The organism is Paludisphaera mucosa (assembly GCF_029589435.1).
In the GTDB taxonomy this organism is placed as follows: Bacteria; Planctomycetota; Planctomycetia; order Isosphaerales; family Isosphaeraceae; genus Paludisphaera; species Paludisphaera mucosa.
Genome location: NZ_JARRAG010000002.1, coordinates 4,515,161 through 4,537,210, shown reverse-complemented (window position 1 = coordinate 4,537,210; position 22,050 = coordinate 4,515,161). Strand labels below are relative to the sequence as shown.

Below are 22,050 nucleotides of genomic sequence, written 5' to 3'. Positions count from 1 at the left end.
TATCATGGAGGGCCGAACATCAGGGATGACTCTCGTCGCCCTGCCGCTAAAGGAAGTCAAGATAGTACTGGCAAGGGAGGATTTTATGGGCCCGTCGTAGCCAATCGAAAAAATCGCCTTCGGCACCGAGGGTTTTGTAGACGAGCCAATCGTTGAGAAACTCCATGTAGTCCGAGAACGAACCAAACGCCGTGAGTCTGGCGTAGTCCGATTCATCGAGCAGGGCCGGATCATCCTCATAAAATTGGTGAGGGATCTGAACGATCGGATAATCGTTCAATCTGCTGGGGCGCGATACGTCGAAGCACAGGTCGCTGATGTCGGCCGATCCCTGAGTGAAGGGAACCAAGTGGATGTTCTTTTGGTAGAAGTCCATCAGCTTCCTCTCGATGGACCACCGCTTGACCCATTCCATGGGCTTTTCCAACGTGATGGACGGGAGCTGTCCAAGCCTAAAGTCGGCACTGGGCACGCAGGAGGACGTCAGGTAGGCGCGGAACAACGGCGGGAGGACGACCCCCAGGTCTCTTTCGTGGAGCAAGACCATTTCCGGGGTTATCGGGCTGGCGGCAAGTTCCCACCTGCGGCCATCCGCTCTCAGGGCGAAAGGCGAATCGACGTAGCTCCGCAGGAATTCCTCGATCCGGCGTCGATCGTTCGGGCTCACGATGTCTAGCATTCGTCGCTCCCCCGAAAGCCTCACTGCGGAGGTCCCGCGACGCGTGCGCGAGAACCGTCGGGATGGCGGCGGCGCGACTCTAGAGTCTCATTCCGCGGTGCCGGCACTAAAGGAGCGATAGCCGACGCTCTCACCGTTCGTCCAGCGCAAACGCCTTGCGGAGGCTCTCCAGGGCGAGCTTGCCGCCGGCGCTGTCGGCGCCGACGTTGATGCGGACCTCGCTGGTGTTGATGAGCTTGATGTTGATGGAGGCGTCGGCCAGGGCGCGGAACATGGCGGTGGCGACGCCGGTGTGGGTCCGCATGCCGACGCCCGAGACGGCGAGCTTGGCCAGGTGGGGCTCGACGGCCACCTTGCCGCCGCCGAACGGGCGGACGGCCGCGGCGGCGCGGTCGGCGGACTCGCGGGGGACGGTGAACGACAGGTCGGTCATCCCCTCCAGGCTCACGTTCTGGACGATCATGTCGACGAAGACCTCGGCCTCGCCGATGGCGCGGAAGACCCGCGCGGCGTAGCCGGGCTCGTCGGGGACGCCGAACAGCGAGACGTTCGCCTGGGTCTCGTCGAGGTCGACGCCGGCGATCACCAGGTCTTCCATCCCCTGCGGCAGGTCGGGGTCGGCGTCGGGGTCGGCCAGGGGGACGAGCTTCATCGCCCGCTTGGACGACGGGCCGGGGACGAACGGCGACGGCGGCGCGGCGTGGACCATCTCCAGCAGGAACGCCTTGTGCACGGCGCGGAGGGCGGCGGCGGCCTTGGGCCGGGCGACCAGGACGCTGATCTTGATCTCGCTGGTGGTGATCATCTGGATGTTGATCCCCTCCTTCGCGAGCGCCTCGAACATGGTGGTGGCGACGCCGGTGTGGGTCCGCATCCCCAGGCCGACGACCGAGACCTTGGCGACCTCGGCGTCGTGCTGCACGCCGATCGCGCCCACGGCGTGGGCGGCGGCCTCGGCGGCCGAGAGGGTCTCGGGGAGGTCCCCCTTGGCGACGGTGAAGCTGACCTCGGCGCGGCCCTCGACGGCGACGTTCTGGACGATCATGTCGACGACGATCGCGGCCTTGGAGATCGTGTGGAAGATCCGGTGGACGACGCCGGGGCGGTCGGGCACCCCCTGGATCGTGATCCGGGCCTCGTCCTTCGCCAGGGCCGCGCCGGTGACGGGGACGCCCAGGCGGCGGGCGTCGGCCTCGGCGACGATCCAGGTGCCGGCGGCGTCGGAGAAGCTGCTGCGGACGTGGATCGGCACGCCGTACTTCTTGGCGAACTCGATCGACCGCGAGTGCATCACGCCGGCGCCCAGGCTGGCCAGCTCGAGCATCTCGTCGTAGCTGATCCGCTCGATCTTGCGGGCCTCGGGGACGATCCGGGGGTCGGTGGTGTAGACGCCGTCGACGTCGGTGTAGATCTCGCAGGCCGAGGCCCCGAGCACGGCCGCCAGCGCGACGGCCGTGGTGTCGGACCCGCCCCGGCCCAGGGTCGTGATGTTGTAGTTCTCGTCGACCCCCTGGAAGCCGGCGACGATGACGATCCGGCCCGCGTCGAGCGCCGCCTGCATCCGCTCGGTGGAGATGTTGCGGATCCGGGCCTTGGTGTGGAAGCTGTCGGTCACGAGGCCGATCTGGGCGCCGGTGAAGCTGATCGCCGGCACGCCCAGGGCCTCGACGGCCATGGCCATGAGCGCCACGCTGACCTGCTCGCCGGTGGAGAGCAGCATGTCCATCTCGCGCGCCGGGGGCCGGTCGTTGATCTCGCGGGCCAGTGCGACCAGCTCGTCGGTGGTGTGGCCGCGGGCCGAGACGACGACCAGGACCTGGTCCCCCCGCTGATGCGCCTGGATGGCCCGCCGCGCGGCGGCCAGGATCTTGTCCGAATCGGCGACGCTCGTCCCGCCGAACTTCTGCACGAGCAATGACACTGTCGGCTCCCGTTCCCACTTCGGCCGGCGCCCCGGCCTTCGACTCGATCCGGCCCGCGTCGCACCCCTCCGGAAAGCAAGCATCTCCGCCCCCGCCCAGGCCCGGCGGGGAACGGCCCATTCTAACGACCCGCGCGCCGGGCCGCGAGGGGCGCCGCCGGCCCGCGCGGCGTAGGTCGGAGAGCGCGCAGTGCTTAAAAAGGCGGATCGGTTCCCCGCTCGACGCCGGCCGCCGCGCCCGCGCGGACATTGCCCCCGCGAGGGGCCGGAGTGTAAAATCGCCCGTCGCCGGGACGCTGGCGAGACGCAACACCAAGGCGCGGGACCCCTCATGGCGACCGATCCCGGATCATCGCAGGACGACCAGGCGACGATCGTCTGCTGCATCGAGCGAGGGCGTCTGGAGCCGGAGACGCTCCTGATGCTGGAGACGCTGCGGAAGTGGGGCGGCCCGCTGGGCCGCTCGCGCGTCCTGGCCGTGATGCCGCGCCGCGACCTGCCGCTGCTCCCCGAGACCGTCAAGGGGCTGGAGGCGCTGGGCGCCGAGCTGCACGACGGCTCGCGGTACAACAAGACGCGCTGGTTCAACTGGTACGGCAAGGTGGTCGCCGCCCGCGTGGCCGAGCGCGAGGCGAAGACGCCGGTCGTCATCTGGCTGGACAGCGACGCCCTGATCCTCGCGCCGCTGGTGGAGCTGGGCCTGCCCCACGGCGACGATTTCGCCGCCCGGCAGGAGTTCCGGCCCTCGTGGGAGCCGAAGGACTCCGGCCCGTTCGTGGACGGCGTGCGGTACGCCTGCGAGACCCTCGGCATGTCGTGGGACGAGCTGCCGGTGCACCTGCCGGAGGGCCCCCACGAGCCCCAGCGGCTCTCGTTCAACGCGGGGATCTACGCGTTCCGCCGCGGGCTCGGGTTCTCGGAGGCCTACACCGAGTTCACCGACCGGCTGCTGGCGGCGCACGTGGCCTCGCACGGCGGCAACTTCTGGTTCAACGAGCAGATCGCGGTGATGCTCGCCATGCTGAAGCTCGGGATGAAATTCCGGGAGCTGCCCCAGTCGGAGAACCACATGGTCTTCCGCGACCATATCGACGGCCCGACCGCGGCCCCGTTCACGCCCGACGCCCGCCTCGTCCACTACAGCGGCTCCATGCTCCCGGAGTTCTGGCCCCGCTTCCTGGAGCGGATGAGGAGAGAGAAGCCGGAGCAGTACGACTGGATCGCCGGGCGGGGGCCGATCCCGAATCCCGTCGCGTCCAGGGATCCGATCTATTTGGTCCGCAAGATCTACCGCAAGCTGCAGTCGAAGGCCCACACCCGGAAGTGCCGCGAGGCGTCGGCGGCCCGGCTCGCCCGCGCGGCCGGCGCGGGGTGATCGGGGCGGCGCGGCTTCAAAGGACGGCTTCATGACCGAGTCGAACGGGGACGTGGCGAACGGCGGCGCGCAGACGACGATCGTCTGCTGCATCGAGCGAGGGCGTCTGGAGCCGGAGACGCTCCTGATGCTGGAGACGCTGCGGAAGTGGGGCGGCCCGCTGGGCCGCTCGCGCGTCCTGGCCGTGATGCCGCGCCGGGACCGGCGGCTGCGCCCCGAGACCCTCAAGGCGCTGGAGGGGCTCGAGGTCGAGGTCCACGACGCCTCGCGGTACAACAAGATGCGCTGGTTCAACTGGTACGGCAAGGTGGCCGCCGCCCTGCTGGCCGAGCGCGAGGCGACGACGCCGGTGGTCACCTGGCTGGACAGCGACGCCCTGATCTTCGGCCCGCTGGTGGAGCTGGGCCTGCCCCACGGCGACGACTTCGCCGCCCGCCGCGAGACCCTGCCGCCGTGCGTCCGCGACGACTCCGGCCCGACCGTCGAGTTCTGGCGCCGCGCCTGCCGGGTCGTCGGCCTGGACTGGGACGAGGTGCCGTGGCTCCCGGCCGACGGCCCCAGCCCCCCCCAGCGGATGTACTTCAACGCCGGCATCAACGCCTTCCGCCGCGGGCTGGGCTTCGCGGAGACCTACGCCGACTGCACGCTGCGGCTGCTCAGGGGCCGCATCGCCGACGACTCCGGGAGCTTCTGGAACAGCGAGCAGATGTCCGTCACGTTCGCGATGCTGCTCCGGAAGATGAAGTGCCGCGAGCTGCCGCGGGCCGAGAACCACATGGTGTTCGACTGCCACATCGAGGGCCCCCAGGCCGCGCCGTCGATCGCCGACGCGCGGCTGGTCCATTACGGCCGATCCCGGAACCCGGACCACTGGGCCCGGTTCATGGAGCGGTTCCGTCGCGAGCGGCCCGAGCATTACGACTGGCTCCGCGAGCGGGGCCCGCTCCTGGCCGAGTCGGGCGGCCGCGACCCCGTCCACCTGGCCCGCAAGATCTACCGCCGGCTCTACACCGACGTGTACGCCAAGCAGTGCCGCCGCGCCACCGCGGACTGGAAGGCGGGCCGGGCCGACCTGTCCTGATCGATCGAGGGATCCGCACCGCTTCGCGACGCGGCCCCGTCGCGCGCGGCGTTGACCTTGCTCGGCGGGCGCATTCCTTAGCATAATGCGGTTCGTGACAAGACCGCGTCGGGCGCAGGCTCCCCCCCCCGCCGCTCCGCCCCCAAGCCGGCGGACCGGCCCCGGCGTCCACCCCGTAGAACACGAGACCTCATCTTGAAAATCGCAGTGATCGGGACGGGATACGTCGGATTGGTCCAGGGGACCTGCCTGGCCGAGAGCGGCAACGACGTCGTCTGCATCGACAAGCTGGCGGACAAGGTCGAGGGGCTGAAGCAGGGCAAGATCCCGATCTACGAGCCGGGCCTGGCCGAGCTGGTGCACCGCAATTACCGCGACGGCCGCCTCAAGTTCACCACCGAGCTGGCCGCCGGCATCGCCGACGCCGAGATCGTCTTCATCGCGGTCGGCACCCCCCAGGGCGACGACGGCGGCGCGGACCTCTCGGGGGTCTGGGCCGTGGGCCGCCAGGTGGCCGAGGCGCTCCAGAGCCCCAAGGTGATCGTCATCAAGAGCACGGTCCCGGTGGGCACCAACGCCGAGCTGACCCGCCGCATGAAGGAGGTCGCCAAGGTCCCCTTCGACGTCGCCAACAACCCCGAGTTCCTCAAGGAAGGCGCCGCGATCGAGGACTTCAACAAGCCCGACCGCATCGTCATCGGCGTCCGCCGCCCCGAGGTCGCCGAGTCGCTGCACGAGCTGTACGCCCCGTTCCTCCGCACCGACCGGCCGTTCCTGGTCATGTCGCCCGAGAGCGCCGAGATGACCAAGTACGTCGCCAACTGCCTGCTGGCGACCAAGATCAGCTTCATCAACGAGATGGCCAACCTCTGCGAGGCCTACAAGGCCGACGTCAACGACGTCCGCCGGGGGATCGGCCACGACCAGCGCATCGGGTTCCACTTCCTGCACCCGGGCGTCGGCTACGGCGGCAGCTGCTTCCCCAAGGACATCCGCGCGGTCATCCACATGGCCCAGACCCGCGGCCTGGAGTCGCGGATGATGCTCGCGGTCGACGAGGTCAACGAGGCCCAGAAGCAGGTCCTCGTCCGCAAGGTGACCGAGCACTTCAAGGGCGACCTGGCCGGCAAGACGATCGGCGTCTGGGGCCTGGCGTTCAAGCCCCGGACCGACGACATCCGCGAGGCCCCCGCCCTCGTCCTGATCGACGCCCTGCTCGCCCAGGGGGCGCAGGTGCGGGTGCACGATCCCGAGGCCATCCCCAACGTCCGGGCGATCTACGGCGACAAGATCGTCTACTGCGACCGCCCCTACGGCGCCGTCGAGGGGGCCGACGCCCTGGTGATCGCCACCGAGTGGAACGAGTTCCGCAACCCGGACTTCGAGATCATCAAGCGGCTCCTGCATCAGCCGGTGGTCTTCGACGGCCGCAACGTCTTCGACCCCGAGCGCATGGTCGAGCTGGGCTTCACCTATCACGGCGTCGGCCGGCTCGTCCCCCAGCCCGCCGCAGGCTGAGCCGGGCCCGGGGCGGCCGCCGCCGGCAGATCGCGCCACGCCCGGGCCAGGCGTTCCAGGCCGACCCGGGCGCAGGCCTCGGCGATCGTCGCCCGCGGCGACGGCCGCTCGACCTTCTCCAGCGCGTCCTCGAGCGCCGGCCCGAGCGTCATCGGGTCGAGCGCCTCGCGGATCCGGGCCGTCGCCCGCGCCGCCGCCGCCGCCTCGTCGCGCCGGCCCAGGATCGTCAGGGCCCGCGCCAGGCGGTAATGCGTCCGCCAGTCGTGGGGGGCCGCGTCGAGCGCCCGCCGGAAGGCCGCGGCGGCCTCCTCGGGCCGGCCCTCGTATTCCAGGTCCCAGCGGCCGCGGAGCCGATCGTAGCGGGCGTCGCGGGCGGCCGGGGGCCAGGCGTCGAGCACCCCGCGGCCGCGGCCGACGTCGCCGCCGTCGGCCAGCAGCGTCGCCAGCGCCTCGCGCGGGCCGGGGCGGTCGGGATGCTTCGCGGTCAACGCCTCCAGCCGCGCCTGGCGGGCCGGCTGGTCGGGGTCGTCGGACCTGGGGTCGGAGCCGATCCGCCGCAGCAGGGCGGCCTCGGCCTCGAAGTCGTCCGGGTCGGCGGCGATCCACTTCTTGAGCGTGTCTCGCGCCAGGTCGTCGGGCAGGTCGGCGAGCGCGGCCAGGGTCAATTCGCGGAGCACCGCCGCCCGGTCCTCGGGCGCGACCGCTTCGAACGCCCGCCAGCCCAGCGCGGCGGCGTCGATCCAGCGGTCCTCGACGCGGAGGATCTCCAGCCGCAGGACCCACGCCCGGACGGCTCCCGGGTCGATCTCCGTCGCCCTGCGCAGGGCCGCCTCGCCCTGCGCGGCCCGTCCCAGGGCCAGGCAGGCCCGGCCCTCCTCCAGCCACGTCGCGGCCGTCGCCGCCGGCGAGGCGTTCACCCCCCGCCAGAGCGCCAGCGCCCCGTTCCAATCCTTCTTCGCCGAGGCCGCTTCGGCCCGCCGCCGGAGCCAGCCGAGGTCCGTGCGGCTCGCGATGAAGACGACGCCCAGGGCCGCGACCGCGACCCCGACCGCCCCGATCAGCCATCGAACCCGACGCGCCGGGGCCGGCTTCGGGATCTCCCCCGCGCGAGCCGCCGGGGACGGCCGATTCGGACGGCGTTCGGGACGACGACGAGCCATGCGACGAGGGATCCTGGGCCTGGAGGGGCGACGGCGACTCCATCCTGCCCGACCGGCCCGGCTTTGGAAATCCCCCGATGCGGGCGAGCCGCGGCCGGCCCGTCAGAACCCGGCCAGGTGGATCACCTCGGCGGCCTCGTAGCAGGCGGCGACGATCAGGACGATCGCGACCAGGACGTTCCCCTGAAAGTTGACCACGACGGCCCGGACGAACCGGCGGCCGAAGCCCTCGCGCGGGGTCGGCGGCTCGGGCTCGGCGAGCGTCTCGGCGTCCGGGTCGGCCGGCTTGACGCGGATCGGGCCCCGGCCGAACAGGTAGATGGGCACGAGCAGGGCGAAGAACGTGGCCAGGATGTAGCCCTCGCCTTCGAGCAGGAGCGTCCCGCTGTGCGGGATCATCCGCCCGGCCATGATCGCCTCGGTCGGGCCCAGCAGCAGGCCCCAGAGCGTCGCGCGGAACATCGACAGCAGGGCGCCGGAGCCCGGCACGATCAGGGACGGCAGGGTGATCATCGTCAGCGAGCCGAGCGGGAAGTTCACGGCGAACGTCACGAGGGCCGCGTAGGGGATGTTCCCCGAGCGATAGGCCCGGCCCGCCGCCGCCAGCGGCCCCCGGCCCCCGCCGCCCACCGCCGCGGTGACGTTCGACATCAGCAGCGTGTTGAGGTCGGGCGCGGCGTAGGCCGCCAGCGACCCGGCGACATAGAGGCCGAAGTAGACCAGGTGCACGCCCCAGATCAGCCCGGGACGGCCGGCGATCTCCCGCAAGGGGTCGGCCAGGATCGGCAGGGCCGCCCGCGCGGCCAGGCGGCGGTAGAGGCCGATCAGCAGCCCCGAGCCCCCCAGCAGGAAGAGCGCCTGGCCCGCCAGGTAGAGATGGAAGGCGTCGGCGTCGGGGCGGATCCGCGGCGTTAAGAGCTGGAAGCGGTCGGTCGGATAAACCTCGGCGATCCGCTCGCCGACCGTCAAGGCGCCGGCCCGCCCGTCGCCGAACCGGATCAGGGCCGCGGCGGCCGTCTCGACCTCTTTCCCCCCGGCCTGGAAGACCTCGTCGAGCTTCGGGCTCGCCGGGACCAGGTACGACCCGGCGAACAGGGCGACGTCGGGCCGTAGCGACCCGACGACCTTGAGCGTCCGGCCGGCGACGTGGAGATCGGCCCCTTCGGCCCCCGCGCCGGCCAGGACCTCGTCGCCGCCCGGCTCGGGCGTGCGGCCGGAGCGCAGCCAGGGGGCGAGGCCGGCGACCTCCTCGGGCGGGAGTTCGATCAGCTTGGGCCGGATGACCGTCGCCAGCCTCGACGCGTTCTTCGGGTCGCCGCCGGCGATCGCCTTGACGAGCGACCCGGACTGCTCGGCGAGCGGCAGCAGGACGACCCGCGCCTTCAGCGCCGAGACGCCCTCAGGCGCGTCGGGCGGTTCCGCCTCGCCGATCACCATCAGGGCGGCCGCCCACGGAGCCGCCGGGTCGGTCGCCATCCGCCGCTGATGCGTCGTCGCCATCAGCCCGAACCCCGCCGCCGCGACGATCGCCCAGGTCCAGGCCCGCATGGAAGCCCTCTTTCGTCGCCACGAGGATGGAACGATCCGATCCTGGATTCTCACGGTCCCGGGCGCCGGTCGCAAGGGACTGGCCCGGCCGCGGCGACCGTTCGCGGCGAGCCCGCCCGTCCCGGATCGATGGCTCCCGATGGCTCAGATCCAACTGCTTGACGGATTCATTCGCAGCCTGTAAAACTTTTAAGACTGAGATTCAGTCTCATCTGCAGCGATTCTTGGCGAGCGAAGCTCGTCGTCCTCCCTCGAATGCGAGAGCAAGCACACCATGCGTCGACCCCGCGCCGGCTTCACGCTGATCGAGTTGTTGGTCGTCATCGCGATCATCGCCGTCCTGATCGCCCTGCTCCTGCCGGCCGTGCAGTCGGCGCGGGAGGCGGCCCGACGCATCCAATGCGTCAACAACCTGAAGCAGCTCGGCCTGGCGGTGGCGAACTACGAGGGGAGCCAGGGCGTCCTGCCGCCGTCGGTGGTGGTGGCGAAGAACGGCGCGGGCTTCTGGTCGAACGGTTGGAGCATCAACGGCCGCCTGCTGCCGTACCTGGAGCAGAACGCGGCGTTCAACTCGGTCAACTTCACGCTCAACTATTCGGCGGCGGACAACGCGACGGTCTCGCAGCTGGTGATCGCCGGGTACATCTGCCCGAGCGAGCGTCGGCCCGAGCCGAGGCCCACGGCGACCGGCCGGTACGGGGTGGCCAGCTACAACTGGAACGTGGGCGACTGGTACGTCTTCGGCGGGCTGTCGGCCTCGGCGCAGGGGCGGGGGGCGTTCGGCGCGAACCGGAGTCGACGGTTCGCGGAGTTCACCGACGGCCTGAGCAATACGGTCTGGACCTCGGAGGTCAAGACGTACCAGAACATGCTCACGAAGTGCACCCTGTCCACGGTGCTCGAGCCGGGCTCGATCCCGTCGCCGGTGGCGGATCCTTATTCGGCGGTCCCCGAGTACAAGTCGGGCGCGTGCACGCTCAACGACCACGGCCACGGCGAGTGGGTCGACGGCGCGGCGCTGGAGACGGGGTTCACGACGGCCTGGCCGCCCAACAAGGTGATCCTGGGCGGGCCGACGATGGTCGACGTCGACATCGTGGGCGTGGGCGAGAAGTCCGGCGGGCCGACCTACGCGGCGATCACGTCGCGGAGCTACCACGCGGGCGGCGTCAACTCGCTGTTCGGCGACGGCTCCGTCCGGTTCATCAAGAGCAGCATCGACGGCAACACCTGGCGGTCCCTGGGCAGCGTGGCCGGCGGCGAGGTGATCTCCTCCGACTCCTTCTGAGCGCGACGCCGCACGCGGACGCGGGGCCGTCGCCCTCTTCGGGGACGGCCCACCTCCACCTCGGCTCGATCAGGACCCCGTGGGCGACGCGGCCGGGGCGGGCTGGCCGCCGGCGACGGGGGCGCGGGCGGGGCCGAGGGTGCGGCCCTCCAAATCGAGGAGGCGGCGGTAGACGCCCAGGGCCTCGGCGTCGGCGATCCTCGGCAGGTTCGCGGCCAGGATCACGCTGTCGGCCCGTTCCAGCAGGCGCTGGTACTTGACGGCCTGGCGTTCGGGGTCCAGCGTCGTCAGCTGGGCCCGTTCGCGGCGGGGGATGCGCTGGGCGAACGCCTTGTAGTCGGGCTGGGCTTCGAGGAAGCGGCGGATCTCGTCGCGTTCCTCGGCCAGGATCCGCGGGGCGTCGGGGTGGAGCGGCACGGTCAATTCGGGCCAGCGCTCGGCCAGGGCGGCGCGGAGGCGGCCCGCCGCGGCGTTGGGCTGGGGTCGCTGGCCGTCCGGCGCCGGGGGCGCCTGGGCGGTCGGGCCGTGCTCGGCGTGCTCGGGCGCGGGGGCGGCGGGCGGGTTGCCGGGGCGGTTTTGGCCGCGGCCGCGGCGGTTGCCGCGTCGGGGGGCGGCCTCCTTGGTTTTGGCGCGGGCCCGGGCCAGGCGGTCCTCGCCGTCGAGGCCGAGGACCTGCGAGAGCCCTTCGAGCGCCGCGCGCTGGGAGGGCGACGCGGCGGCCAGGACCGTCGACCACGGGGCGTCCTGCGCGAGCAGGCCGAGCGACGGGTCGTCCTCGGGTTTGGCGAACCGGCTCTTGTCGCGGAGCAGCCGGTCCGAGGTCGTGGTGGGGACGTCGATCGTGTCGGAGGTCAGCAGGACGTGGGCGAACGCCTCGGCGTACGAGGTCCGGCCGTCGCCGTCGAAGTCGGGCCTGGCGACGGCCTTGCCGGTGCGGGTCTCGCCGGCGAGGGCCTCGAAGAACGACGTCGAGAACTCGTGGTAGTCCTCCTCGTCGATGTCGGGCGTGCAGCCGGCGGCGGTCCGCGAGGCGACCGTCGAGAAGAACCCGGCGCGGGGGTGGCGGGCGAACCCCCTGGCCGGGTCGCCGTCGTTGTAGATCACGTTCGCGAACCCGCCCGAGTAGCACTGCACCATCACCAGGGTCACGTCGACGTCCGGGCTCAGCTTGTCGAGCTGCGCCGCGAACTGCTTGACCGTGCAGGCGCCGGGATATCCGGGCATCACCAGCGACGTGTTGCGGGGCTGGTCGGGCTTTTCGGCGTCGGGCCCGCCGTGGCCGGTGAAGTAGAAGAGCAGCTCCTGGCCCGGCGGCAGCGACCGGCCCACGCCCTCGAACCAGGCGTCGAGGTTGGCGACGCTCGACGGGCCGACGAGGCCGGGGATCTGCACCTTGGCGTACCGCATGTCGGCGTCGGGGCTGTCGGCCAGGATCAGGCCCAGGGCCTTGGTCAGCCGCTGGTCGTCGCCCTCGGCCAGGCGGTACTGCACCGAGTTCCGCGCGCCGCCGTCGCCGAAGTAGATGTCGTGGCGGACGCCCCCCAGCCCCACGCCGGCGAGCACCCGCTGGAGATAGGCGACGTTCCGCTCCAGCGAGATCTGGTTGTGCGAGGGCGGCCCGCCGCCGAACGTCAGGACGTGCGTCCCCGCGACGGCCGTCGTCGCCCACAACCCCGCCGTCGCGACGATCAACCCAGGTACGAGTCGCATATCCAGGCTCCCGAAGGTGTTCATCCGGGTCGGTCGGCCGGGACGCGATCGCCCACGCCACCTTCATCTTATAGTTCGGCGTCGCCGCGGGCCGGCGTGGATTCGCTTTTTTCCGGGGAATCCGGCGCCACGACGGCGAAGCCGGCGGTCGTTCCCGGGGAAGCGAGCCTGGCGGCGGCGTCTCCTAGGTCCTAAGGAAATCATCTTCGGGCCTGAATCGCGCCTTCACGGACGGTCGCTACGATCGGCGAGCCGGCGTCGCATCGGCCCGGCATCGAGGAATCGTCTCTCCGGCATGAGAATGCAGAAGGATTACCTGGTATGCCCGCGTCCGCGAGTCAGTCGAGGTCGGGATTCACGCTGATCGAGCTGCTGGTGGTCATCGCGATCATCGCGGTGCTCATCGCGCTCTTGCTCCCCGCCGTGCAGTCCGCCCGCGAGGCGGCCCGGCGGATCCAGTGCACCAACAACCTCAAGCAGATCGGACTGGCGGTCTACAACTTCGAGTCGTCCAACGGCAAGCTCCCCGACGGCTGGGGGCCGGCGCCGAACGGCGGCGTCCCGGGCCAGGAGGGGAACCAGGGGAACAGCCGGCCCAACGTCCAGGCGCTGATCCTGGGCTACATGGAGCAGGCGAACCTGTACGGGGCGTTCAACTTCCAGCTCGACGTCAACGCCCAGGCCGGCAACGGCACCGCCCGCCTCCAGCAGGTCTCGGCCTATCTCTGCCCGTCGGATCCCTCGCTGGAGCGGATCGGCGGGACCGGGAACAACAACTACTTCGCCAGCCTGGGGGCGACGGCCAGCCAGCGGCTGGGGGCGGACACGACCGTCGGCGAGGAGACCGACTCCACGCGGGCCGGCCTCTTCAACATCCGGCTCAACGCCACCGCGCCCCGCGGGAACCCCGATTGGCAGAAGATCATGGCCGGGGTCCGGCTGGCCGACATCACCGACGGCACCTCGAACACGGCGATGTTCGCCGAGATCAAGCGGTCGAGGCTCCCCAACGGCAGCGGGACCGGCCAGGCCGCCGACCACCCGGACCGCGTCTTCTACTTCGGGACCGGGTTCGACAACGGCGCCGTGAAGCTGCCCGAGTGCAACGGGCCGGGGTCCAGCCTGGCCTACCGGGGGATGCAGTACTACCGCCAGCTCCCGATCACCACGACCTACACCCACACGGTCCCGCCCAATTACCGGGGATGGGACTGCGGGTCGTCGAACTTCTTCGCCGCCCACATCGCCGCGCGAAGCTACCACTCGGGGGGCGTGAACGTCCTCTTCGGCGACGGATCGGTCCACTTCATCAAGGATGCGATCAACCCCACGGTCTGGCGAGCCCTCGGCACCCGGGCCGCCGGCGAGGTCGTCAGCTCGGATCAATATTGATTGATGGACCGGCGTGCCCGCCGTGTGGAAGGACAGAGAATGCCGCTTCGCAACCCCCTCTCGCGGCGCCTCGCGCCGCTCCTGATCGTCGCGGGTTTGGGACTCGCCGGCTGCGGCGGGGGGACGTCGCCCTCCGCCGCCGAGGATTCCCCCGAGCAGGCCGACCTGCTGGAAGTCGGCGAGATGTACCGCATCTACATCGACGACAACAAGCGTCCTCCGCGCGCCGTCAAGGACGTGCTGAAATACGCGCCCGCGTTCAATTTCGGCTCTATGGCCCTGCAGGAGAAGCGGGTCGTCGTCCTCTGGGGCGCCGACCTCCAGGCCGAGTCGACCGAGGTCCTGGCCTATGAGGCGAAGGCGCCCGAATCCGGCGGCGCCGTCCTGCTCCGCGACGGCCTGACCGTCAAGGCGATGACCCCGGCCGAGTTCCAGGCCGCGGCCAAGTCGCCCGGCAAGCTCGAAGACCCAGGCAGATCCAAGGCCGCCAAGAACGCCAGGGCGGGGTGAGCCGGGCCCCGCGAGGTCGCGGTCGATCGAGGGGGCGGGCGGGGTCGAGATCCCCGCCCGCCCCCTTTCATGCCCCGCCGGCGAGGGGCGGAAGGCCCTCGCGGCGGGATATCCTGCGACGCCCTCGTCGCGCCTCGGCGATCGTGGGGCGGTCGAGCCGTCCGGAGGCTTCCAGCCATGGCCGAGTACCTGGTGACCGGCCGCGACTCCGCGGGCAGGTCGGCGACCGAGCGCATCGAGGCCGGGTCGGCCGACGACGCCGTCCGGATCGCCCGCGAGGCGAGGGGGCTCGACGAGGTCGTCCTGCACACCGACGACGTGGGCGCCCTCTACTCGCGGCAGGCGGCCGTCGCCGAGGTCGTCTCGCCGCGCGACTACCTCCGGTTCCGCGACCTCCCCGCGCCGATCGCGGGGTTCCTGGTGGTCTCGAAGGCGATCTACCGCCGCAGTCGCGGTCTGATCCTCCTCGCCGCGGCCGTGCTCGCCTATCGACGCTGGCGGGGATGGCCCTGGACCGCGATCGACTGGCTCCAGGCGTTCGTCGTCATCTGGCCGATGATCTTCGCGGCGGCCGCCCAGCTTCTCCGGGAGCGGGCGGGGAGATACGGTAAGCTGATCGAGGCCGTCGCATGGGGCCGCAGGGAGGATGCCTTGAGGGCCGCCGACGGGTTGAAGGGCTCGCGGGTCCCGCCCGAGGAGCTGGCCTTCCGCCGCGCCCAGGCCCTCGCCGGGCTCGGCCGGCTGGACGAGGCCCTGGCCGTCATCGCCACCTACGGCGACGGCGAGGCGATGGCCGGCTGGCTCTATAACGGCCGCCTTCCCGAGATCTACAACGCCGCGAAGCGCCCGGACGACTCCCGCACCGCCCTGGAGCGCGCCGCGGAGCTGGCCCCGGGCAACCCGAGCATCCTCCTCGACCTGGGCGGGTTCGAGATCCGCCACGGCCGCAATCCCCGCCGGGCCCGCGAGCTGCCGGCCCGCGCCCGCGAGCACGCCCTGAGCGACGTCCTGACCCCCTTCGCCCTCGCCCTGGAGGGGAAGATCCTCCGCGACGAGGGGAGGCCTCGCGAGGCGATCCCCCTGCTGGTGGACGCCCGTCGCCGGCTCTCGGCCCTCCGCCACGCGTCGCCGCTGGTCGGGGGCGCCGTCGACTATCTGGACGCCGACCTCGCCCTGGCCCTCGCGGCGGCCGGCGACGTCGACGCCGCGCTCCGCCACGCGCGCCGGGCCCTCCCCCGCCTGCAGGCGCTGAAGGGCGTCGACATCCTCGACCGGCTCCGCTCGGCCCTGGGCCCGGACGTCGAAGGGTGAACCGGGCGCCGGGGCCGGGCCGCGTGACGCCGGTCTTTGACAAGTCAAGGGAATTCGTTACGATATGGGATTCACCCCGGCGACGTCGCAGGCGTCGCGGCCCGACGCGCGGCGGGGAAGGCTCGGAAAGCGGGCGGAACAGGGAGATGATTCGGCGATGACTGAGATGATGACCACGGACGTCCGCGCGATCATGGATCGCACGCCCTTCGATGTTTCGGCCGTCGCCGACCTGCGCGAGGTGCTCAACCGCGACCCGTCCCGCTACCGGACCCTCCGCGACGCCGTGGCGACGATCCGCGACCGCGAGAAGAAGCAGGCCAGCAACACCCCGGAGGCCCACCTCCGGCTGGGCGTCGGCGAGGTCCTGTTGGGCCGCTACGCCGCCGGCCTGGACAACCTCAAGCGCGCCGGCGACCTGGGCATGGCGCTCTACTTCCAGGGCCTCGCGTTCGAGAACCTCCAGAAGTACCGGGAGGCCGCCGAAGCCTTCGCGAAGTCGGCCAAGCTGGGCTACGACGCCAAGAACTCGGAACTCCGCCGCGCCGGCTCGCTGCGTCGGCTGGGCCAGATGGACGTGGCCAACGGCAAGTCCGAAGAGGCCGCCGGCAAGCTCGAAGAGGCCAAGAAGATCCTCCACGGCCTGGAGAAGTCGGTCGGCTCGTCGGCCGAGTTCCACTTCCAGCAGGGCGCCATCCTCGCCGCCGAGGGCGAGCTGGAGCTGGCCGCCGGCGAGCTGGAGAAGGCGCTGAACCTCGACCGCGACCACAACGGCGCGCTCTTCGAGCTGGCCTACATCAACGACCTCTACGGCAACGACGAGGCCGCCGTCGACTTCTACAAGCGCTGCACCGAGCGCCCCCCCGTCCCGCTCGCCGCCTGGATCAACCTGGGCGTGCTGTACGAGGACGAGATGAAGTTCCGCGACGCCGAGCAGTGCTATCGCCACGTCCTCGAGTACGAGCCCAACCACCCCCGCGCCCGGCTGTTCGTCAAGGACTGCCAGGCCAGCAAGGGGATGTACTACGACGAGGAGGCCGAGAAGGGCTACACGGTCCTCAAGCAGCTGCTCGAGATCCCCGTCACCGACTTCGAGCTCTCGGTCCGCAGCCGCAACTGCCTGCGGAAGATGAACATCCGGACGCTCGGCGACCTGACGCGGACGACCGAGGCGGCCCTGCTCGCCTCCAAGAACTTCGGCGAGACCTCGCTCGCCGAGATCAAGGAGATGATGCGGTCCAAGGGCGTCCGCCTGGGCATGGCCCTCGAAGGCGCCGAGCGCGGCGGCCCCGGCGGCGTCGACCATCGCGCCGAGCCCCCGCAGGAGGTCTCGCCCGAGCTGCAGGCGATGCTGGGCAAGCCGATCAGCGAGCTGAGCCTCTCGGTCCGGGCCCGCAAGTGCATGAGCAAGCTCAACCTGCAGACCGTCGGCGACCTCACCAAGCGGTCCGGCGACGACCTGCTGGAGTGCAAGAACTTCGGCGTCACCTCGCTCAACGAGGTCCGCGACAAGCTCTCGGCGCTCGGCCTGAAGCTCAAGAACGACTGACCGTCCCTTGAGCCCGGAACCCACCCTCGAAGCCCCCCCGCGCGGCGTCCGCCCCGTACGCTTCACCGCGACGGCGCGCGACGCCGGCTCGGCCGCCCGCGCGGGGAGGCTCGACACCCCCCACGGGCCCGTCGAGACCCCGGCGTTCATGCCGGTCGGCACCCAGGCGACCGTCAAGGGCCTGACCCCGGACCAGCTCCGCGAGGCCGGCTCGCGGATGCTCCTCGCCAACACCTACCACCTGGCCCTCCGCCCCGGCGAGGAGACGGTCGCGGCCCTGGGCGGCCTGCACCGCTTCATGGCCTGGGACGGCCCGATCCTGACCGACTCGGGCGGCTTCCAGGTCTTCAGCCTCGCCCAGCGGGCCAAGATCACCGACCACGGCGCGACCTTCCGCTCGCACCTCGACGGCCGCCTGCTGGAGCTGACCCCCGAGCGCGCCGTGGCGATCCAGGAGGCGCTCGGGGCCGACGTCGCCATGTGCCTCGACCAGTGCCCCGCCCTGCCGGCCGAGAAGGCCGAGATCGCCCGGGCCGTCGACCGCACGATCGCCTGGGCCGCCCGCTGCCAGGACGCCCGCCGCCGCCCCGACCAGGCCCTCTTCGGCATCGTCCAGGGGGGGGCCCACGAGGACCTCCGCGGCCGCTGCGCCGAGGCCCTGATCGCCATGGACTTCGACGGCTACGCGGTCGGCGGCGTGAGCGTCGGCGAGAGCCGCGAGGAGGTCCGGCGGGCCCTGGACGTCTCGGTGCACCTCCTGCCCGAGGATCGCCCGCGCTACCTGATGGGGGTCGGCCGGCCCCAGGACCTGCTCGACGCGGTGCACGCGGGGATCGACATGTTCGACTGCGTGATGCCGACCCGCAACGGCCGCAACGCGACGTGCTTCACCGACGCCGGCCCGGTCAAGCTCCGAAACGCGGCCCACGCCCGCGACCCCCGGCCGCTGGAGGAGGGCTGCGACTGCCTGGCCTGCTCGCGGTTCTCGCGGGGATACCTGCGGCACCTGTTCCTCGCCCGGGAAATGCTGGGGCCGATCCTGGCGTCGATCCACAACCTGGCCTACCTCCACCGCCTCACGCGTCGGATGCGCGAAGCGATACGGGCCGGTCGATTCGTCCAGTTGCGGTTGGACGTGCTTGAAGCCTTGGGACCCTAGGCGTTAGAGTGCAGGAAATTCCGGCCGCCGTCGGGCCCCGAGCCCCGGCCGCGCGCCGCGACCCTTTGCGAATCGCACCGAGCCCTAACGGACCCCTCACGATGCCAGGACTGTTCGACGCGATCGGCCCCCTCCTCGCCCAGGACGCGGGCGCGGCGCCCAGCAACTGGACGACGCTCCTGTTCCTGCTGCCGATCCCCCTGCTCTTCTACTTCATGATCTACATGCCGCAGAAGGAGCAGGAGAAGAAGCGGCGGGTGATGATCGACGCCCTGAAGAAGAACGACAAGGTGGTCACGGCCGGGGGCATCTACGGCACCGTGATCTCGGTCGACCCCGCGTCGGACCGGGTGGTGCTGCGGATCGACGACGACAAGGGGGTCAAGATGAGCCTGACCCGCTCCAGCGTCGTGCGGGTGCTGGAGGGATCGACGTCGGAGTGAGCGAACCGGAGGGCGTCGGCGGGGACGTCGCCGACCCGAGGGCTTCCCGGGGGTCGTCGGAGTCCGGCGGCCGCGCCGGGACGCGAGGCGGCCGGCTCTCGCGGAGCGTCGCGATTCGACGGCCGGCTCGCCCATCTCCCCTTCGTCCGGCCCCGAGGGCCGGACGCCGACGCGCGTTTGAGACACCGTTTACTCCGACCAATCCCGATTTTTCGCCGACCAGGGACCGCGGTCGGCCGCCGCCTGCGGGGCTTGAGGAACGCCGATGAAGAACATGCTGAACTGGAAGAGCGCCTTGATCGTGGGGTCGACCCTTTTGGGCCTGATCGCCATGTATCCCCCCGAGAAGAAGTTGAAGCTGGGCATCGACCTCTCCGGGGGGACGATCCTCGTCTACGAGGTCGCCAAGGAGAGCCAGGCGGCCCCCAACTTCAACATGAACGAGCTGATCGCCGCGCTCAAGCAGCGGGCCGACCCTCAGGGGGTGAAAGAGACGCCGATCCGCAACATCGGCAACAACCGGCTCGAGATCATCCTGCCCAAGGCGGGTCCGGAGGAGGTCGAGGAGATCAAGAGCATGCTGACGGACGTCGGCTCGCTCGAGTTCCGGATCCTCGCCAACCGCAAGCACGACTCCGAGGCGATCGCCCGCGCCATGGGCCCCGGCGGCCTGGCCAAGCCCCCCGCGCGGTACAAGTGGGCGCGGCTGGGCGAGATCTCCACCGGCGTCGACCCCCAGTTCACCGACGTCACGATCACCGACCCCAAGCAGCACTGGAAGCGCGACCTCTACGCCGGCGTGGACGTCCTGCTGACCGGCAAGGACGCGGGCGGCGCCGAGAAGCGGCTGGCGATCCCGGTCAAGACCAACACGGCCGACACCCTGACCCTGACCGAGCCCCACAACCTCAAGTCGATCGCCTCGTACGAGGTCTCGTACAACCCCAGCGGCATCCGCGCCGGCAACCCGGCGAGCCCGCTCCCCGGCGACCCGATCATCCGCGAGGAGAAGGTCGCCGACGGCCGCACCGAGGTCTACATCCTCTGCGTGCAGGACCGCCAGGACGTCACCGGCGTCTACCTGTCGCGCGCCTACCAGCAGACCGACGAGAAGCTCCAGCCGGCCGTCGGCTTCCAGTTCAACCGCATGGGGGCCCGCCGCTTCGGCCAGCTCACCCGCGAGCACCTGCCCGAGGAGGGCGACGCCTTCCGGTATCAGCTGGCGATCCTGCTGGACAACCTGGTGATGTCGGCCCCGTCGATCAACTCCGAGATCCGCGACTCGGGCATCATCGAGGGCGGCGGCCAGGGCTTCAAGCTCAAGGAGGTCCAGCACCTCATCAACATCCTCCAGGCCGGCAGCCTGCCGGCGAGCCTCAACCCGGTGCCGCTCCAGGAGGAGAACGTCGGCCCGACCCTGGGCGAGGACTCGATCGCCAAGGGCTGGCAGGCCATCTGGGTCTCGATGCTCGTCGTGCCGATCTTCATGATCTTCTACTACCGCTTCGCCGGCGTGGTGGCGGTCGTCGCGCTGGTGGTCAACATGATCCTGCTGGTGGGCTCGATGGCCTTCATCCAGGCCACGTTCTCGCTGCCCGGCCTGGCCGGCCTGGCGCTGACGATCGGCATGGCGGTCGACGCCAACGTGCTGGTGTTCGAGCGCATGCGCGAGGAGAAGGAGCGGGGCGCGGGCCTGGCCCAGCAGATCCGCAACGGCTTCAACCGGGCCTGGGTGACGATCTTCGACTCCCACGTCACCAACCTGCTGGCCGCGATCGTGCTCTACGCCGTCGGCACCGAGGAAGTGAAGGGCTTCGCCCTGACGATGATCCTGGGCATGCTCTGGAACCTGTTCACCGCCGTCTTCATGTCGCGGTTCATCTTCGAGACGGCCTACGCCCAGGGCTGGCTCCGCGAGCTGCGGTTCCGCAAGCTCTGGGACAAGACGAACATCGACTTCGTCGGCCCCCGCTACTACTGCATGGCGGCGTCGCTGGTCTTGATCCTGCTGGGCCTGGGGGCGTTCTTCGCCCGCGGCCGGACGATGTACAACATCGACTTCACCGGCGGCACCCTGGTGACCATCCGGCTCAACGAGGCCGACACGACGGTCCGCAGCCTGACCGACAGCCAGCGCACCGAGTTCGTCCGCGAGAAGGCCGGCGTGCTCCCCGACGTGACCATCGAGAGCCTCCGCGTCTCCCAGAACCAGAAGGATCGGGCGGCCCGGTTCAACATCCGGACCACCGACCTCGACCCCAAGCGGGTGCAGGAGGCGATCATCGCCGCGTTCGGCCCGTCGCTCGCCAAGATCGACATGACCGTCGGGGCCGAGAGGCCGATCCCCGGGACCCCCGCGCCGGCCGCCCCCGCCGCCGCCAAGGCCGCCCCGACGACGATCGCCGCCCGGTTCGCCGGCGGGCGGGAGTACGACCTGGCGTTCAACACGACGGCGTTCAACAGCCCCCAGCCGCCGGCCCAGGTGGTCTCGTCCGAGTTCGCCCGGGTGCTCGCCGCCGCCGGCATCGCCACCCCGAACTCGCGGTTCGAGATCACGCCCGCCGGCTCGGCCGACAAGCCGGCCGCCGAGGGGACGAGGCTGCTCCTCAAGACCGACCTGGAGCCCGACGTCGCCAAGGCCCAGCTCGAAGCCCTCAAGACTTCGCTGGCCAACAACCGCGACATGCTCTTCGAGCGGATCGCCAACTTCGGCAGCACGGTCGCCTCGGAGACGCGGACGCTGGCCCTGATCGCCACCGTGGCGAGCTGGATCATCATCATCGTCTACCTCTGGTGGCGGTTCCACTCGTTCACGTACGGCCTGGCCGCCGTCCTCGCGGTCGTCCACGACGTGCTCATCACCCTGGGCGCCATCGCCGTCAGCTACTGGCTGGCCCTCGTGCCGGGTCTGAACACGCTGCTGATGATCGACCAGTTCAAGATCGACCTGCCGATCGTCGCGGCCTTCCTGACGCTCATCGGCTTCTCGGTGAACGACACCATCGTCATCTTCGACCGCATCCGGGAGATCAAGGGGAAGACGCCCCACCTGACCCCCAAGCTGGTCAACGACGCCATCAACCAGACCCTGAGCCGCACGGTCCTGACGTCGCTCACCGCCTGGCTCGTCGTGCTCGTCCTGTACGTGCTGGGCGGCGAGGGGTTGCACGGCTTCGCCTTCGCCCTGGTCGTCGGCTTCCTCAGCGGCACTTACAGCACGGTCTACATCGCCACCCCGATCCTCATCGACTGGATCGGCCACGAGGGCGACCACCTCGACGCCTCGATCAAGCCCGGCGACAAGCTCAAGGGCGTCGCCTCGCGCTGAGGCGCGGTCGACCGCGGCACGAACGCGAAGGCCCTCCCCCGATCGACCGGGGGAGGGCCTTTTGCGTTCGAAACGTCG

General features: G+C 70.8%; 16 protein-coding genes. 11 read left to right on the top strand and 5 right to left on the bottom strand.

The window, feature by feature from the left end:
• Nucleotides 1-46: 46 nt before the first annotated feature.
• Both PZE19_RS27520 and PZE19_RS27515 read right to left on the bottom strand, forming a co-directional pair.
• Complete coding sequence (locus PZE19_RS27520; RefSeq protein ID WP_277863807.1) at nucleotides 47-679, bottom strand: hypothetical protein; 633 nt, start codon at nucleotides 677-679, stop codon at nucleotides 47-49.
• Nucleotides 680-809: 130 nt separating this feature from the next.
• A complete protein-coding gene (locus tag PZE19_RS27515; protein WP_277863806.1) occupies nucleotides 810-2,600 on the bottom strand; it encodes an aspartate kinase in 1,791 nt (596 codons plus the stop codon).
• 331 nt (nucleotides 2,601-2,931) lie between these two features.
• On the opposite strand from PZE19_RS27515, the gene PZE19_RS27510 reads away from it, so the two are divergent.
• The 3 genes from PZE19_RS27510 to PZE19_RS27500 all read left to right on the top strand — a co-directional run bounded on the left by PZE19_RS27510 (nucleotide 2,932) and on the right by PZE19_RS27500 (nucleotide 6,574).
• Entirely contained in the window at nucleotides 2,932-3,975 is a 1,044-nt protein-coding gene (locus PZE19_RS27510; RefSeq protein WP_277863805.1) for a GT-B fold glycosyltransferase domain-containing protein, read from the top strand.
• 31 nt (nucleotides 3,976-4,006) lie between these two features.
• Entirely contained in the window at nucleotides 4,007-5,056 is a 1,050-nt protein-coding gene (locus tag PZE19_RS27505; protein ID WP_277863804.1) for a GT-B fold glycosyltransferase domain-containing protein, read from the top strand.
• A gap of 195 nt (nucleotides 5,057-5,251) precedes the next feature.
• Nucleotides 5,252-6,574: a UDP-glucose dehydrogenase family protein gene (locus PZE19_RS27500; protein WP_277863803.1), complete on the top strand. Its 1,323-nt coding sequence runs from the start codon at nucleotides 5,252-5,254 to the stop codon at nucleotides 6,572-6,574.
• Here PZE19_RS27500 and PZE19_RS27495 read toward each other — a convergent pair.
• Together PZE19_RS27495 and PZE19_RS27490 are read right to left on the bottom strand one after the other, a co-directional pair.
• Complete coding sequence (locus PZE19_RS27495) at nucleotides 6,532-7,734, bottom strand: tetratricopeptide repeat protein (protein WP_277863802.1); 1,203 nt, start codon at nucleotides 7,732-7,734, stop codon at nucleotides 6,532-6,534. The two genes, PZE19_RS27500 and PZE19_RS27495, sit on opposite strands and share 43 nt — an antisense overlap.
• A gap of 102 nt (nucleotides 7,735-7,836) precedes the next feature.
• Nucleotides 7,837-9,282: a hypothetical protein gene (locus tag PZE19_RS27490; RefSeq protein WP_277863801.1), complete on the bottom strand. Its 1,446-nt coding sequence runs from the start codon at nucleotides 9,280-9,282 to the stop codon at nucleotides 7,837-7,839.
• A 274-nt stretch (nucleotides 9,283-9,556) separates the two neighbouring features.
• Here PZE19_RS27490 and PZE19_RS27485 point away from each other — a divergent pair, with 274 nt between their 5' ends.
• Nucleotides 9,557-10,570 (top strand): DUF1559 domain-containing protein, encoded by a 1,014-nt coding sequence (locus PZE19_RS27485; RefSeq protein ID WP_277863800.1) that lies wholly within the window; start codon nucleotides 9,557-9,559, stop codon nucleotides 10,568-10,570.
• A gap of 69 nt (nucleotides 10,571-10,639) precedes the next feature.
• Here the strand turns inward: PZE19_RS27485 and PZE19_RS27480 are convergent, their stop codons facing one another.
• Nucleotides 10,640-12,280 carry a hypothetical protein gene (locus PZE19_RS27480; RefSeq protein WP_277863799.1) on the bottom strand — a complete coding sequence of 547 codons (1,641 nt, stop codon included), beginning with the start codon at nucleotides 12,278-12,280 and terminating at the stop codon, nucleotides 10,640-10,642.
• A gap of 321 nt (nucleotides 12,281-12,601) precedes the next feature.
• Between PZE19_RS27480 and PZE19_RS27475 the strand changes: the two genes are divergently transcribed.
• The 7 genes from PZE19_RS27475 (at nucleotide 12,602) to secD (ending at nucleotide 21,972) form a co-directional block, all read left to right on the top strand.
• The gene (locus PZE19_RS27475; RefSeq protein ID WP_277863798.1) at nucleotides 12,602-13,672 is read left to right on the top strand and encodes a DUF1559 domain-containing protein; all 1,071 of its coding nucleotides are present in this window, start codon (nucleotides 12,602-12,604) and stop codon (nucleotides 13,670-13,672) included.
• 39 nt (nucleotides 13,673-13,711) lie between these two features.
• Nucleotides 13,712-14,182 carry a hypothetical protein gene (locus PZE19_RS27470; RefSeq protein WP_277863797.1) on the top strand — a complete coding sequence of 157 codons (471 nt, stop codon included), beginning with the start codon at nucleotides 13,712-13,714 and terminating at the stop codon, nucleotides 14,180-14,182.
• A 177-nt stretch (nucleotides 14,183-14,359) separates the two neighbouring features.
• Nucleotides 14,360-15,493 carry a tetratricopeptide repeat protein gene (locus tag PZE19_RS27465; protein ID WP_277863796.1) on the top strand — a complete coding sequence of 378 codons (1,134 nt, stop codon included), beginning with the start codon at nucleotides 14,360-14,362 and terminating at the stop codon, nucleotides 15,491-15,493.
• Between the two features lie 157 nt (nucleotides 15,494-15,650).
• Nucleotides 15,651-17,042 carry a DNA-directed RNA polymerase subunit alpha C-terminal domain-containing protein gene (locus PZE19_RS27460; RefSeq protein ID WP_277863795.1) on the top strand — a complete coding sequence of 464 codons (1,392 nt, stop codon included), beginning with the start codon at nucleotides 15,651-15,653 and terminating at the stop codon, nucleotides 17,040-17,042.
• A 7-nt stretch (nucleotides 17,043-17,049) separates the two neighbouring features.
• A complete protein-coding gene (tgt, locus tag PZE19_RS27455; protein WP_277863794.1) occupies nucleotides 17,050-18,201 on the top strand; it encodes a tRNA guanosine(34) transglycosylase Tgt in 1,152 nt (383 codons plus the stop codon).
• A 101-nt stretch (nucleotides 18,202-18,302) separates the two neighbouring features.
• Nucleotides 18,303-18,644 carry a preprotein translocase subunit YajC gene (gene yajC, locus PZE19_RS27450; RefSeq protein ID WP_277863793.1) on the top strand — a complete coding sequence of 114 codons (342 nt, stop codon included), beginning with the start codon at nucleotides 18,303-18,305 and terminating at the stop codon, nucleotides 18,642-18,644.
• Nucleotides 18,645-18,909: 265 nt separating this feature from the next.
• On the top strand, nucleotides 18,910-21,972 hold the full coding sequence (gene secD, locus PZE19_RS27445; protein ID WP_277863792.1) for a protein translocase subunit SecD: 3,063 nt from the start codon (nucleotides 18,910-18,912) through the stop codon (nucleotides 21,970-21,972).
• The last annotated feature ends 78 nt before the right edge of the window (nucleotides 21,973-22,050 follow it).